10 protein-coding genes and 1 pseudogene are annotated in these 14,936 nt (G+C 65.2%); 3 read left to right on the forward strand and 8 right to left on the reverse strand.

What is annotated here, in order from left to right; translation table 11 throughout:
- Position 1 precedes the first annotated feature (1 nt).
- The 7 genes from K7957_RS18495 to K7957_RS18525 form a co-directional block, all read right to left on the reverse strand.
- The gene (locus K7957_RS18495) at positions 2–2,680 is read right to left on the reverse strand and encodes a sensor histidine kinase (RefSeq protein WP_223014104.1); all 2,679 of its coding nucleotides are present in this window, start codon (positions 2,678–2,680) and stop codon (positions 2–4) included.
- The gene (gene kdpC / locus K7957_RS18500) at positions 2,680–3,279 is read right to left on the reverse strand and encodes a potassium-transporting ATPase subunit KdpC (RefSeq protein ID WP_223014105.1); all 600 of its coding nucleotides are present in this window, start codon (positions 3,277–3,279) and stop codon (positions 2,680–2,682) included. The genes K7957_RS18495 and kdpC overlap by 1 nt, the downstream gene beginning before the upstream one ends.
- An 11-nt stretch (positions 3,280–3,290) precedes the next feature.
- Entirely contained in the window at positions 3,291–5,324 is a 2,034-nt protein-coding gene (gene kdpB, locus K7957_RS18505) for a potassium-transporting ATPase subunit KdpB (protein ID WP_223014107.1), read from the reverse strand.
- Between the two features lie 11 nt (positions 5,325–5,335).
- A complete protein-coding gene (kdpA, locus tag K7957_RS18510) occupies positions 5,336–7,039 on the reverse strand; it encodes a potassium-transporting ATPase subunit KdpA (protein ID WP_223014109.1) in 1,704 nt (567 codons plus the stop codon).
- Between the two features lie 13 nt (positions 7,040–7,052).
- Positions 7,053–7,142, reverse strand: coding sequence for a K(+)-transporting ATPase subunit F (kdpF, locus tag K7957_RS18515; protein WP_037531783.1), 90 nt, complete (start codon positions 7,140–7,142; stop codon positions 7,053–7,055).
- Between the two features lie 110 nt (positions 7,143–7,252).
- Positions 7,253–8,131, reverse strand: a complete 879-nt coding sequence (locus K7957_RS18520) for a TorF family putative porin (protein WP_223014112.1) — start codon at positions 8,129–8,131, stop codon at positions 7,253–7,255.
- Positions 8,132–8,580: 449 nt separating this feature from the next.
- Positions 8,581–8,985, reverse strand: a complete 405-nt coding sequence (locus K7957_RS18525; protein WP_223014114.1) for a MerR family transcriptional regulator — start codon at positions 8,983–8,985, stop codon at positions 8,581–8,583.
- Between the two features lie 67 nt (positions 8,986–9,052).
- Between K7957_RS18525 and K7957_RS20485 the strand changes: the two genes are divergently transcribed.
- Positions 9,053–9,784 carry a cation efflux transmembrane domain-containing protein gene (locus tag K7957_RS20485; protein ID WP_343228469.1) on the forward strand — a complete coding sequence of 244 codons (732 nt, stop codon included), beginning with the start codon at positions 9,053–9,055 and terminating at the stop codon, positions 9,782–9,784.
- A 32-nt stretch (positions 9,785–9,816) separates the two neighbouring features.
- Here the strand turns inward: K7957_RS20485 and K7957_RS18530 are convergent.
- Positions 9,817–11,628: pseudogene (locus K7957_RS18530) on the reverse strand (TonB-dependent receptor plug domain-containing protein); the annotation flags it as partial.
- 676 nt (positions 11,629–12,304) lie between these two features.
- Here K7957_RS18530 and K7957_RS18535 point away from each other — a divergent pair.
- Together K7957_RS18535 and K7957_RS18540 are read left to right on the forward strand one after the other, a co-directional pair.
- Positions 12,305–13,252, forward strand: coding sequence for an anti-phage phospholipase (locus K7957_RS18535; protein ID WP_223014116.1), 948 nt, complete (start codon positions 12,305–12,307; stop codon positions 13,250–13,252).
- Between the two features lie 4 nt (positions 13,253–13,256).
- Positions 13,257–14,147, forward strand: coding sequence for an anti-phage nucleotidyltransferase (locus K7957_RS18540; protein ID WP_223014118.1), 891 nt, complete (start codon positions 13,257–13,259; stop codon positions 14,145–14,147).
- Positions 14,148–14,936: the final 789 nt, after the last annotated feature.

The following is a 14,936-nucleotide window of genomic DNA, read 5'->3' on the forward strand; positions in this document are numbered from 1 at the left end:
CTCAGGTCAGGTCCTCGGTGGGAAGGTCGCGCACGATCAGCGCGGGTGGGAAGATGAGCGCGAACGAAGCACCGGCGCCGTCCTCGCGATTGGTGGCTTCGACGATCATGCCCATCGCCTCGGCGAACGCCTTCACGATAGCGAGGCCGAGCCCCGTCCCGCCAATGACCCGGTCCGAGCCCTCAAGCCGCCGAAAGGTCTCGAACACCTCGCTCTCGCGGCCCGGCGGTAGACCGGGGCCGTGGTCGAGCACGGCGAGGCGGATCTCGCCATATCGGTTCTTGCCGACGATCACGATCTCGCTCCCGGGATCTCCGTAGCGACCGGCATTGTCGAGCAGGTTGAGCAGGCAGTGGTGCAGCAGCTGCGGGTCCGCTCGCACCAGCGGCAGGTCGGGCGGCACGTCGAGCCGCACCGGATGCCCCTCGAGCGCCCGGCGGGCGTCATGCGCGGCGCTGGTGACCGCGTCGCTCAGATCGACCGCTTCGACCTTCAGGCGCAGCGCCCCTGCCTCCACGCGGGCCATGTCGAGCAGGTTGGCCACGAAGCGGTTCAGCCGCGCAGCCTCGGCCTCGATCGTGCCGATGAGCTCGGGCGTGGCGCCGTGGTGGAGCTGGGCTGCCGCGGCAATCACCGCAGTCAGCGGGGTGCGCAGATCGTGACTCACGGAAGAGAGTAGAGCGGCGCGGAGCCGGTCGCGCGTGCGCACTGCATCGACATCGCGCATCTCCACCTGAAGCCGCAGCCGCTCGAGCACGAGGGCGGATTGATCGATGAGGCTGCTGAGCAGTGGTAGCTGGTCGGCGCGAACTGGCGTGCCGGCACGTTCACTGCTCACCCCCATCACGCCAAGGATGCGATCGCCGGCGCGAAGCGGCTGGAACAGCCATTCCGACGCTGCCAGCGTACCCGATCCCTTGCCCGTCGGCGCACCGTTGTCGAACGCCCAGGTCGCGGCGGCATGGTCCATCGTCTCCAAGCTGTAGCTCGCGTCGCTGGCAGCCAGGACGTCGAGGTTGCGCCCCTGCGACGAGGGTACGAGCAGGACCACCTGCACCGATAGTAGCCGATGAACGTCGTCGCAGATCATCTGCGCGGCGAGGTCGAGGTCATTTACGCTGCTGATCTGGCGCAGGAAGCCGGCAAGGGTGGCGTTCGTCCGTGCGCTGGCCGAGGCGAGATCCGCCTGTGCGCGCACCCGAGAGGTCAGCTGGCTGGTCGCGATCGCGATCCCGAGCAGCACGAACACCGAGATGAGGTTCTCGGGGTTGTTGATGCTCAAGGTGCCAACCGGCGGCAGGAAGAAGAAGTTGTAGGCGAGCGTCGATGCCACGCCGGCAAAGAGCCCGGTGCGGAGCCCGAAGAGGCTGGCGGCGGCCATGACCGGCAGAAGGTAGAGCAGCGCGACGTTGCCGAGGTCCAAGATGTGCTTCAGACCGCCGGCCGCCGCTGTCACCGCTGCGACCATGGCGGACGTGACGATGTAGCCGGTTGGTGTGCCCCAGTTGGCCGGTCGGCGCCGGCCGCGCTCACGCGGCCGTTCGCCCGCGGGCACGGGTAGGACGTGAACGGTAACGTCGGGGGTGTCGCGGATCAGGCGGTCCACTACCGAGCCGTGTCTAAGCTCGAACCATCTCGATCGCCGTGACTTGCCCATGACAAGCTGCGTGGCGCGCGCATCGACGAGGAAGCTCTGAATGCCCTCCACGACGTTGCTTGCAGGAACGGTCGCGACAGCACCCCCCAGCTGTGTTGCCAGCGTCATGGTGGCGGCGACACGCTGGTGCTGATCGTCGGTGAAGTGGGCTGCGCGCGGGGTCTCGATGAACACTGCCGTCCATGGTCCGCGCAGACCATCGGCGACTCGCTTGGCAGCGCGGACCAGCAGATCTGCGCCAGGCAGTTCGTTGATGGCGACCACGATGCGGTCGCTGCCGGCCCAGGTGCCGCCGAGGCCAAGCGCGCGCACGTCCTCGAGCATGCGGGCATCGACCGCCTGCGCAGCGCGGCGCAGTGCGAGCTCACGCAGCGCGGAGAGATTGGACTTGGAGAAGAAGTGACCCAGCGCCCGCGTGGCTTCCTGCGGCAGGTAGACCTTGCCCGCCTTCAGCCGCTCGATCAGCTCGTCCGGCGGAATGTCGACGACTTCGATCTCTGCAATCTCGAGCACACTGTCGGGAACCGTCTCGCGCACGCGCACGCGCGTGAAGCTGGCGACAACGTCGTTGAGGCTCTCGACGTGCTGGATGTTGATCGTGGAATAGACGTCGACGCCGGCGGCAAGCAGCTCCTGGACGTCCTGATAGCGTTTTGGGTGCCGACTGCCCGGAGCGTTCGTGTGCGCCAGCTCATCCACGAGCACTAGCCGCGGCGCGCGCGCGAGGATGGCATCGAGGTCCATCTCGCGCAGCGTTCGCCCCTCGTACGGGATATCGCGGCGCGCCACGATCTCGTGTCCGCGCGTGAGCGCTTCCGTTTCGGCGCGACCGTGCGTCTCGACCACGCCGACGACCACGTCCACGCCGTCGCGGCGTCGCGCCGCTCCCTCCGAGAGCATCTCGTATGTCTTGCCGACACCGGGCGCGGCCCCGAGGAAGATCTTGAGGCGTCCCCTGCCCTCCTGCGCCGCCTGGCGCAGAAGGGCTTCAGGATCCGGTCGCTCGCCCGATCCGGCTGGCATCAGCGCGTCGGCGTGTCCGGCGCCGCAGCACGCGGCAGTCTGTCGAGCGCCTGGTTGAGCGCGAGCACGTTCACGTGCTCCTCACCGAGAGGCGAGGCTTCGGTCTGCTTGGCGATGATGTTTCGCACCTGCTCGACCGACAGACCGCGGACCCGCGCGATACGCGCCGCCTGTGCAAGCGCGTTGGCGGGCGAGAGATCAGGGTCGAGGCCTGAACCGCTTGCTGTGACCAGATCGGCCGGCAGCGGGCCTGACACGCCCTCCTCCCGCCGCTTTGTGACGTCGGGCTTCACGCGATCGACGAGCGCTTGGCTAGCAGGGCCAAGGTTGGAGCCAGAGGAGGACAGGCCGTCATAGCCCTTGCCGGCGGCCGACGGCCGGGTCTGGAAGTAGCGCTCGCCCGTAAACGCCTGGCCAACGACCGTCGAGCCAATCACCGTTCCGCGCGCGTCACGCACCAGGCTGCCGTTAGCCTGGCTCGGGAAGATCGCTTGTCCGATGCCCGTCATGGCGAGCGGATAGGCGATACCAAGGAGGGCTGCGAACAGGACGGTCATTACGATTGCGGGGCGCAGTGCGGAAGAGAAATCCTTGCCCATCTTCTATCTCCTTAGGCGAGGCCGAGGCCACCGACGACCAGGTCGATGAGCTTGATGCCGACGAACGGGGCGAGCAGGCCGCCGAGGCCATAGACCGCGAGGTTGCGCGCGAGCAGCGGCCCGGCCGCCATCGGCTTGTACTTCACGCCCTTGAGCGCGAGCGGCACCAGCAGCGGGATGATCAGCGCGTTGAAGATGATCGCGCTGAGGATCGCCGACTGCGGCGTCGCCAGCCCCATCACGTTGAGCACGCCGAGGCCGGGATAGAGCGCGACGAACATCGCCGGGATGATCGCGAAATATTTGGCCACGTCGTTCGCCACCGAGAAGGTGGTGAGCGCGCCGCGCGTCATCAGCAGCTGCTTGCCGAGCCCGACCACCTCGATCAGCTTAGTCGGATCGCTGTCGAGGTCGACCATGTTGCCCGCCTCGCGCGCCGCCTGCGTGCCGGTGTTCATCGCCACGCCGACGTCGGCCTGCGCCAGCGCGGGCGCGTCGTTGGTGCCGTCCCCGCACATCGCCACGAGCTTGCCGCCGGTCTGCTCCTGGCGGATCAGCGCCAGCTTGTCCTCGGGCGTGGCCTGGGCGAGGAAGTCGTCGACGCCGGCCTCGGCCGCGATCGCCGCGGCGGTGAGCGGGTTGTCGCCGGTGATCATCACCGTGCGGATGCCCATGGTGCGCAGCTCGCCGAAGCGCTCACGGATCCCGGCCTTGACCACGTCCTTGAGGAAGATCGCACCGAGCAGGCGACCGTTCTTGGCGACGGCGAGCGGTGTACCGCCCGCCCGCGAGATCTCATCGGTGATGCGGCGCAGCTCGGTCGCCGCGGCGGTCTCGCCTGCTCCGGCATTCGCCTTGAGGATCGAGTCGACCGCACCCTTCTGGATCAACGTGTCACCGGTCTTGATGCCAGAGACACGCGTCTGCGCGGTGAAGGGGATGATCTCGGCACCCTGCGGCATCGGCCGCTGCAAGTCGAACCTGTCGCGCGCGAGCACCACGATCGAGCGGCCCTCGGGGGTCTCGTCGGCGAGGCTGGCGAGCAGCGCTGCTTCCGCGAGCTCGGCATCACTCACGCCGCCGACCGAGCGGAACTCGCTTGCCTGGCGATCGCCGATGGTGATCGTGCCGGTCTTGTCGAGCAGCAGCACGTCGATGTCGCCCGCCGCCTCGACCGCGCGGCCCGACTTGGCGAGCACGTTGAAGCGCACCAGCCGGTCCATGCCCGCGATGCCGATCGCGGAGAGCAGCGCCGCGATCGTGGTCGGGATCAGCGTGATCAGCAGCGCGGCGAGGATCGCCACCGGGATGCTGCCGCCGGTGTAGGCGGCGAAGCCCGGGATCGTCGCGACCGCGATCAGGAAGATGATCGTCAGCCCGACGAGCAGCACGGTCAGCGCCACCTCATTGGGGGTCTTCTGCCGCTCGGCGCCCTCGACCAGCGCGATCATGCGGTCGAGGAAGCCCTTGCCCGGCTCCACCGTCACCTTCACGCGGATCTCGTCGGAGATGACGCGGGTGCCCGCGGTCACCGCCGAGCGGTCGCCGCCCGCCTCGCGGATCACCGGCGCGCTCTCGCCCGTGATCGCGGCCTCGTTGACCGAGGCGACGCCCGCGACGACGTCGCCGTCGGACGGGATCAGGTCGCCCGTCTCGACCAGGACGATATCGCCGACGCGGAGCTGGCTCGCCGCCACCTCGTCGAACGCTCGCCCGTCGCCCCTCAGCCGCTTGGCGCTGAGCTCGGCTTTGGTCGCACGCAGGCTCGCCGCCTGCGCCTTGCCGCGCCCCTCCGCCAGCGCCTCGGCGAAGGTGCCGAACAGCACCGTCAGCCACAGCCACACGACCAGCTGCGCCTTGAAGGCGAGCGTGAGCCCGTCGCCGCCGATGTTGATCGTGACCGTCAGCAGCGTCGCCACGCACGCGGTCACGAACATGACCGGGTTGCGGACCAGCTCTCTCGGATTGAGCTTGAGGAAGCTTGCCGTGATTGCGGGCACGACGAGGTCGGCCGTGAACAGGCTCTTGGTCTGGGTCTTCGCCATATTGGCCCCCGTTAGAACAGCTGGCCGCGGATCATCGCGAGATGATCGGCGATCGGACCGAGCGCGAGGCTCGGCAGGAAGGTGAGACCGCCCAGGATCAGGATGATCCCGACGAGCAGGCCGACCCACAGGCCGCCGGTGGTCGGGAACGAGCCCGCGCTCTCCGGCGTGTACTTCTTGGCGGCGAGGCTGCCCGCGATGGCGAGCATCGGCACGATGATAAAGAAGCGGCCGACCCACATCGCGACGCCGAGCAGCCCATTGTAGTAGGGCGTGTTCGCGGTGAGCCCGGCGAAGGCGGAACCGTTGTTCGCCACCGCGCTGGTGAAGGCGTAGAGGATCTCCGAGAAGCCGTGCGGCCCCTTGTTGAGCGGCCCCGCCAGCCCCTGCTGCAGTACCGACGACAGCGCGGTGAAGCCGAGGATAACGAGCGGCAGCACCGCGATCGCCAGCACCGTGAGCTTCACCTCGCGGCTCTCGATCTTCTTGCCGACATATTCGGGCGTGCGCCCGACCATCAGCCCGGCGACGAACACCGCGAGGATCGCGAACAGCAGGAAGCCGTAGATCCCCGCGCCCACCCCGCCGATGACGACCTCGCCGAGCTGCATGTTGAACAGCGGGATCATCCCGCCCAGCGCGGTGAAGCTGTCGTGCATGGCGTTGACCGCCCCGCACGAGGCCGCGGTGGTGACGACCGCGAACAGCGCCGAGGCGGCGATGCCGAAGCGCACCTCCTTGCCCTCCATGTTGCCGCCCGCGACACCGAGCTGGTGCAGCACCGGGTTGCCCGCGGCCTCCTGCCAGTAGGTAACCGTCACTCCGGCGGTAAACACAACGAGCATCGCCGCCAGGATCGCCCAGCCCTGGCGCGTGTTGCCCACCGCCTTGCCGAAGGTCCAGGTGAGACCGAAGCCGAGCAGGAAGATCGAGAGCATCTGCACCAGGTTGGTCAGCGCGGTCGGGTTCTCAAATGGATGCGCCGAATTGGCGTTGAAGAAGCCGCCGCCATTGGTGCCGAGCATCTTGATCGCTTCCTGGCTGGCCACCGGCCCGAGCAGGATCGACTGGCGCGCACCCTCTAGCGTCTGCACGTTGACCACTCCGGCGAGCGTCTGCGGCACACCCGAGGCAACCAAGAAGATTGTATATATGACGCAGATAGGCAGCAGCAGGTAGAGTGTGATCCGCGTCATGTCGGCCCAGAAATTGCCGATCGTCTTGGTCTCGCGCCGGGCGAAGCCGCGGAACAAGGCAAAGGCTAGCGCGATGCCCGTCGCCGCCGACAGAAAGTTGTGGATCGTCAGCCCCAGCATCTGGCTGAGGTTCGACATGGTGCTCTCACCGCCGTAGCTCTGCCAATTGGTGTTGGCGGTGAAGCTGATTGCGGTGTTGAACGCCAGATGCTCGCTCACCGCCCCCAGCCCCTGCGGGTTGAGCGGCAGTACCGCCTGCAGCCGCAGCACGGCATAGGTGAACAGCATCAGCGCGACGTTGAAGAGCAGCATGTGCACGGCGTAGCGGCGCCAACCCTGCTCCTCGTTGGGGTCGATGCCGGAAAGTGCGTAGAAGCCACGCTCGACCGGTCCAAGCACTAGGTGAAGCGGCGTACGGCGGCCCTCGTAAAGCGCATGGAGCCATAGCCCTACAGGCTTCGTAAGCGCCAGCAGGATGCCGACGAACAAGAGGATCAGGAACCAGCCCTGGAGTGTCATCTCACCGCCTCCTTCAGAAGCGTTCGGGGCGGATCAACACCGCCACCAGGTAGACGAGGAGGCCAAGCGCAGTGAGCGCGGCGAGCCAGAGGTCGAGCGTCATGTCGCGTCTCCTCAGGCGTTGTCGCACAGGCGGACATAGGCGAGCGTCAGCGCCACCAGCCCGACCATGATCGCGACCCAGAGCAGGTCCTGCATCACATCATCTCCGCGTCAGAAGGCAGCCGTCAGCGAGACCACGACGGTGCTGCCGGCAATATTGCCGGTGCCGTCCTGGCCCTTGCTGAAGCTCGGCCGAAGGTAGCTCGCTTCTCGATCCGAAATATCGGTGTCGATGTAGCTCACGTTGAAGGTGAGGTTCTTGTACGTGGCGTCCGCGCCGAGCGACCAGTCCCAGTACGCCCCGGTCGGCGCTACCGCGGTGGCGTTGGGGCCGAGGCCATCCTGCCCCCAGCTATGGCCGACATGCGCCTTGGCGGTGAGCGGCGTGCCCGCGAGCGCCAGCGCACCGTCGCCCCACAAGTAAAGGTTGTCGTCCTTGGCGCCGGGGTCGGTGTAGACGCCCGCCGCGGCGTCGGCGCCGGTGCGGTACCAGCGCCCGATCGCCTGCTGCTTCGGCGCATAGGCCGCGCCAGCGGTCAGCGTCGCCGGGCCGGCGGTGCCGCTCAGCTTGACATAGGGCTCGGCGAAGTCAGTCTTGTCCGCCCCACCGGGGTACATGTACCAAGTCAGCCCGACATCGAGCGTGGCGTTGTCCGCCAGCTTCGCCTTGTAGCCGCCGATCAGGTCGAGCTCCATGTTGGCACCGCCGAACGTGCCCCAGCCCGCTAGGTTCGACGCCCAGGTGCCGACATACAGGCCGCTCTCGTGCGCGACGGTGATCCCGCCCTGCACCGCCATTTCCTGATCGGACTGTGACACGCCGCGGAAACGGTAGTCTGACGCGATCGAGGCGGAGCCGCTGACCGTGATCGGTGACGCAGGAGCTGCAGTCTCGGTCGGCTCGGTCTTGTCTTCAACCGTCGACTGCGCATGCGCGGCGAGCGGCATGCCGAGAACGGCAGCGAGCGAGGCCGCGAAGACGAACTTCATTCTTGTTACCCCTTGAAGGGGCACCATCACGTGACGATGCCTTCAAGGGTCGCCGATTAGGCGCATCGATCGTAGCAATTCGAGATCGATTCCGGGAAAGACCGTATAGCTGGCATATAGCTGACGCTTTTTTCGCGCTGCCGGTCGTACGTGATCGATGACGCGATCCCCCAGGTGAGCACGCCAGGCCGCTGTACTCACGGAAACCCACAATCGGTCACTCAGACGCCCCTCCGCGCTTCTCAACTTCGGCCGCTCGTTCATCACGCCGCTCAAGCCTCCCGAGCGCCTGGCTCAGCGCTTCGGCTGGCCGGATTGGCGGATTGCCGATCGGCAGCTTTCGGGATGAGGAGGGCAATAGCCGACGCTGGGTGGCGCTGCCGCCTTCCCGCAAACGATCAAGAAAAGAGAAAGGCCAACCGTTCCCAAAAACCCGAATCTGGGAAGGTTCAGCCGTCGATGGTCGGCCCAAGCGCCTCGATGATCCGGCATTCGGCAACGGTGCCGCCATCGCAGGAATCGATCACCGCCTTCAACTCGCGGCGAAGCGCGGTCAGGTCGGCGAGCTTGCGATCCACTTCGCGTAGATGCTCGTTTGCGATCCGGTCGATGCCGGCGCAGTCGCACGTCCCGTCGTCCGACAGCCCCAGCAGCGCGCGCACCTGATCGAGGGAGAAGCCAAGATCGCGCGCGCGCCGGATGAAGGACAGACGGCCCAGTTCGGTCGCGCCATAGGTGCGGTAGTTGCCCGTGCTGCGGGAGGGCTTCGGCAACAGGCCAATGCGCTCATAATAGCGGACCGTTTCGACCTTGGTGTTGGTCGCTTTCCCCAGATCGCCGATCGTCAGCGGCATGCCCTTGACCCTGTAGCTGCTACAGACACTAGATGGGGTGTCGCGCTCGGCTTCAAGAGGTGACGACATGGCAGAAGGATGCTGCGGCGGCTGTGCCGCTTCAACCGACAGGGACGACGATCGCGCATGGCGGCGCGTGCTGTGGATCGCGCTTGCCATCAACGCCGGCATGTTCGGGGTCGAGATTGTCGCCGGCGTGACCGCGCATTCCGCCTCGCTCAAGGCGGACGCGCTCGACTTCCTTGGCGACGCCGCGAACTACGCGATCAGCCTCGGCGTCGCGGGGATGGCGCTGCGCTGGCGCGCGCGTGCCGCGCTCGCGAAGGGTGTCTCCCTGCTCCTGCTCGGCTTATGGGTGCTGGGCTACACCGTCTGGATGGCGGCGTCGGGCACGCTGCCGGTCGCGGAGACGATGGGGGTCGTGGGCGTGGCGGCGCTGATCGCCAACATGGTCTGCGCCACGCTGCTTTGGAGGCATCGAGGCGGCGACGCCAACAAGCAGTCGGTCTGGATATGCTCGCGCAACGACGCGATCGGCAACGTCGCCGTCGTCGCTGCGGCGCTTGGTGTGTTCGGCACCGGCACGGCTTGGCCGGACATCACGGTCGCCGCGATCCTCGCCGGCCTCGGCGTCTCCGGGGGCTGGCAGATCATCCGCAAGGCGCGTGTCGAGCTGGCTCAATCCGCGCCGAATCGAAAGCGGACGCCGCCGTTGATGGTGCGGCCGTCCAGCGGCCCCCAGGCATCGACGGTCCACGCCCCATCCGGGGCGCGCCGGGGCAACAGCAGCGGGTCGTAGCGGGTCTGGCGGAAGTTCAGCAGGTTTTCGGCATTGAGGAACAGGCTGACCTTGCCCAGCTTCAGTTCGCCCATCGCGCCCAGCTCGACATAGGGACGGCTCCGGCTTCGATAGGGGTTGTCCTCAAGGCTCTGGCGGCCGGTGTAATAGGCCTCCAGCCCGACCCGGCCGCGATCGTGCTTCTCCCACACCGCTGTCAGCCCGGCGGTTTTGCGCGGGGTGAGGGGAACGGCTCGCTGGCCGATGCCGTCCGGGTTCGGTTCGCGCGCGTCGGTGCGGACATAGCTTCCGGTGAAGGTGACGGCGTTCAAACGATAGCGCAGCAGCAGCTCGGCCCCGCGCGTGCGCGTCACGCCATCGGCGTTGACCAGCTCGGCACGGGTGGCGCTCACATCGCGGAGCTGGACGGCATGGTCGATGTTCGACCCGAACAGCGTCAGGCTCGCCTCGATCGGCCCTCGTGCGTAGCCGAAGTCAATCGAGGCGGTGTCAGCCGTTTCGGCGCGCAAGCCCCGTAGCGGCTCGATCCGCGACAACCCTGCCGCCTCCACCTCCTCGATGAACGGGGTCGGCGCGTAGAAGCCGCGACCCAGCGACGCGCGCACGGTGAAAGGGCCGGGTCTGAACAGCGCCGACACGCGCGGACTGACGCGCGTGCCGTATTCGCTATGGTCGTCGAGGCGCGCGCTGCCCGCAAGCGTCAGGTTGGCCGACAGCTTCTGCTCGGCCTGCACGAACAGCGCCGGCACTCGATAGGTGTAGTCGAAAGCCGGGAAGGTGCGCGAGCGATAGCTGTCCACCTGGTAGGCGGCACCGACAAGCCAGGTCGTGTCGCCGGTGCCGCCGCCCAGCGATGCCTCGGTCAGGACGGTGTTGTGGCGGTCATTCTCGATCACTTTTCCGAAGGTGTGCCGGTGGGCCTGGGTTACGCCCGACGCGCGCAGATAGAGCGTACCGACGCCCTCGATCGGTGCCTGCGCGTTGAGGCCGGCGTCGAACCGCCGGCTGCGCTGATCCTGGACGAAGGGCGAACCGTCCGGCACCACGCGCCCGGGCAGCGTGCCGCCGCGACGCTGCTCGGCGAGCGCGCCAGCAGTTAGATAGGCCTTCGCGCCGCTCGCGCCCTCCCAGAACAACCGCGGCCGGATCGTCCAGCGATCATAACCGGGTATGTTGCCCCAACCGTCGCCATCTATGTCCTGCCGGTCCTGCCGGTTGAACCCGCCGATCAGCGAGTAGCTGAGCGCGTCGGTCAGCGGACCAGAGTTATAGGCGGCCACGTCCTGGCCGCCCCGACTCGTCGCGTTTAGAAGGAGCTCGCCTTGCTGCACCGGCGATGGCCGTCGTGACACGAGGTTGACGACGCCGCCCAGCGCGGACGGGCCGTAGAGCGCCGACGCCGCGCCCTTGATGATCTCGACCTGGCCCAGGTCGGTCGGCGGTATCTGTAGGAGGCCGATGGAAGGAGTCTGCCCGCCGTAGAGCGGGAGGCCGTCGGCGAGGATTTGGGTGTAACGGCCCTTCAATCCCTGCACCCGGACATTCGCTGCGCCCAGCGCCGGTGAGGTGACCTGGACGCGAAGGCCAGGCGTCTCGTTGACCAGCATGGCGATGTTGCCGGGTACCATCGCGATCTTCTCTTCGATCTCCTCGCGGTTCAGCACCTCGACGCGGATTGGCTCGTCCTGCACGCGCCGCCCGGTCCGCGTTGCCTGAACGACGATCTCGTCGCCTTCATCGGCTTCATCTGTGGGTGCTTGCTGCGCTGGTGTCGCAGGTCGATCCTGCGATGCTGCGGCGGTCGCCGTCAGGGTCAGGCTCGCGAACCCAAGCGACGCCGCCATCAAGCCGATGCCGCCCTTCCAGTGTCGCAAATCACCATCCTCGACATGCGCGGCGCGGTCGTCGCGACGCTGTGCGAGAAAGGCCCATAAGGTCTGTAGCTGCTACAGGGTCAAGCGCATCCCTTCATTCCCGAGTGGGAACCCGTAGTGGAAAGGCGACACTGCTGATCGCACCGAACGGCATTTCGGAGCATCGGCTTTCCCAAAATCTATTCCCGATTGCTCTTTCCCGAAATTGCCGTTGCGAATGGGAAAACGGGAATGGTCCGGCTAAACGAATCGCCGCTTTTGACAAGACAGATTGCTCGCCTTACCGTCCAAGTGTGGGCGGTTGAAGCCCCCTTCCCTCTCGTACCGAGGACCCAATATCGGTCATTCACGGCCACCTATCGCTTCCCGAAAGCGGACGTCCATTCAGGGCGCACGACGAAGCAGCGAATGGGCCGGTTGCCGCCCGACAGCCTCTACGTGGGTCGCGGAAGCCGGCTGCTTAGCGGGTGTCAAACGGTTGTAGCACCTGCGAAATGGCGGCAATTTTTAGCCGTTTTTCAAAAACTTCAGACTTCCGCATGAACGCGGCCGACGAGATTGCATCGCATCATTTCTTGAGTGCCACTCTTCCGTCCGGTTGAGGTTGTGCTAGCGTACGCTAGGACCGCAACCGACGGACAGGATTATGGACGAGGGAGAAGAAGAGAGACCGGCAAAGTACCGTATCCTGACCCTCGACGGTGGTGGAGCAAAAGGCTTTTATACGCTGGGCGTGCTCCGCGAAATAGAAGCGATGTTGGGAAAGCCCCTCCACGAAGCTTTCAACTTGGTATTTGGGACCAGCACCGGGGCCATCATCGCTGCGTTGATCGCGCTCGGCTATTCGGTGGAGGAGATCCACGCGCTCTACAAAGAGCATGTCCCCCGCATCATGCGCCGCAAATCACCGTCAGATAAATCGAAGGCGCTTGCCGAGCTGGCGGAGACGGTGTTTCGCGATGCCATGTTCACCGATGTCAAGACGGGAGTGGGCATCGTCACGACCAAATGGGTGATCGAGCGCCCGATGATCTTCAAGGGTAGTGTGGCCCAAGCGTATGGAAGGATCGGCACGTTCGTTCCCGGGTTCGGGGTTCCCATACGAGAGGCGGTGCAGGCGTCCTGCTCGGCGTTCCCATTCTTCGATCGCAAGTTCGTTGAAACCGCGGCGGGGGACAGTATCGAGCTGGTGGATGGTGGCTACTGCGCTAACAACCCCACGCTCTACGCCATCGCCGACGCAACCCAGGCACTTAAACTGCCGCTGGAGTGCTTGCGCGTCGTGAGCATCGGCGTAGGCGTCTACCCTGAACCAAAGCCGGCGTTCTGGAGCAAGATGTATTGGGCGAAATACCTACTCAGCGTCCAGCTCCTTCAGAAAACGCTTGAGATTAATACGAACTCAATGGATCAGCTTCGGACCATTCTCTACCGCCAGGTGCCTACGGTTCGCATTTCAAATGAATATACGAAGCCGGAAATGGCAACCGATCTGTTCGAGCACGATCTAAATAAGCTCAACGGCCTCCGGCAGCGTGGCGTTGAGTCATTTGCCGCTGTCGAAGACCAACTCCGCACTCTTCTTATGGACTGACGACATGAGCATACCGGAGGCACAGCTCGACACCTGGGCAAAGCAGGGGTCGATCACGCAATCGAAGACAACTTATGAGACGGTACGCAACGTGCTTCGGGAGAGTGGCGCTCCCTACAGCTCCCGCTCGTTCGATATCTCCCTACAAGGCTCATACGGCAACGATACCAATATCTACGCCGACAGCGATGTTGATGTTGTGATGATGCTGGACTCGATCTTCTACACCGACTTGGACTACCTGAACGAGGCTGAAAAGGCGGCCTACAACGCCGCACGTAGTCCTGCATCCTATACCTTTGACCAATTTAAGAAGGAGGTGGTTCAGCACCTCACCAACCGCTTTGGCTCCGGAGTGACGCCTGGCAAGAAGGCCGTCTTCATCCCAGGGTCGGGCGACCGGCGCGACTGCGATGTGTTACCATGCGTGGAGCTGCGTCGGTACATGCGATTTAAGAGCTTCGCTGATCAGAACTTCCATACCGGCATATGTTTCTGGACGCCAGACGGCACCAGGATCATCAACTTTCCCAAGCAGCACTCAGCGAACGCTACGACGAAGCACCAGAACACCAACCAGTGGTTCAAGCCGGTTGTCCGTATCCTGAAAAACATGCGCAATAGCATGATCGACAAGGGGTATATCAAGTCCGGGGTGGCGCCATCCTATTTCTTGGAGGGGATGCTCTACAATGTGCCAAACGCTAATTTCGGGACCAGCTACAACAGCACCGTCGCTGACGCGCTAAACTGGATCATCAACTGCGACCGCACAAAGCTAGTTTGTGCGAACGAGCTTTACTACCTCTGTCATGCGACCTCACCCGTCACCTGGCGCGCCGGGCAACTTCAAACCTACCTCGATGCCGCTCGGAAATTTTGGCAGGAGTGGTAGAGCCTTATCGGAGTGTGCCGGGTAGCATACCTAGGTGCTATCGCGATTCTTCGTGCGCCCACTGCTTGGCCGCCAGCGTTTCTGCTGGCTAGGGCATGAATCAAGGGGATAGGGCTATAGAGGGTTTGACTGTGGAGGGATGCTAATCGCTCGACTGCGCGCTCTCCTCGTGAGTGTCCGTGAGCTCGGAGGCGCCGACTTCGCTGGGGTAGGAGTCATTGTCGCATCCGATCTCGGCGTCCTTCCGATAGCGTCATTGCGGACCGATTGTGCGCGGAGCGACGACGGCTCGGCGCTGGACATGTTGGCAGCGGTATCTCGTGCCGGCAGCCGTTACCATGACGGCTTTCACGTCCTCTCGCCCGACCTGCACATTGTATTGCTGTCGCAGTATCTTGCGGCCCCGATCCTGCAAAGTGCTGTTCTTGGAGGGGTCCGTGGTGGGGGCGCGCGATACGCTGCCGCCCTGCTCGGCTCCGCAGTTCCGGGCGTGCTTGCTACAGGCGTCGCAACATCGACTTATGGCGTTGCAGTCTTCCAGTCGGGTGCCGAGATGGAACCGGACCTGTGACTAAGAGCAACGATCGGAGCCGTCGCCCTGGAAGTGGCGTGATTTCCGAGAGCCAGGTTGGCTTCCCATCGATTGCGGGCCGCTGGACGATGATCGTGGATTGGTGGCGGGACGGCGACGACGGGCGGCTGGTTGCAACCGCCCGCGTATTCGAGGGCGCGGATGGGATCGATATGACGGTCGAAGCGCCGCATTCGAACTCGCATACGCTCCTCGCG

It is taken from the genome of Sphingomonas yunnanensis (genome assembly GCF_019898765.1).
In the GTDB taxonomy this organism is placed as follows: domain Bacteria; phylum Pseudomonadota; class Alphaproteobacteria; order Sphingomonadales; family Sphingomonadaceae; genus Sphingomonas; species Sphingomonas yunnanensis.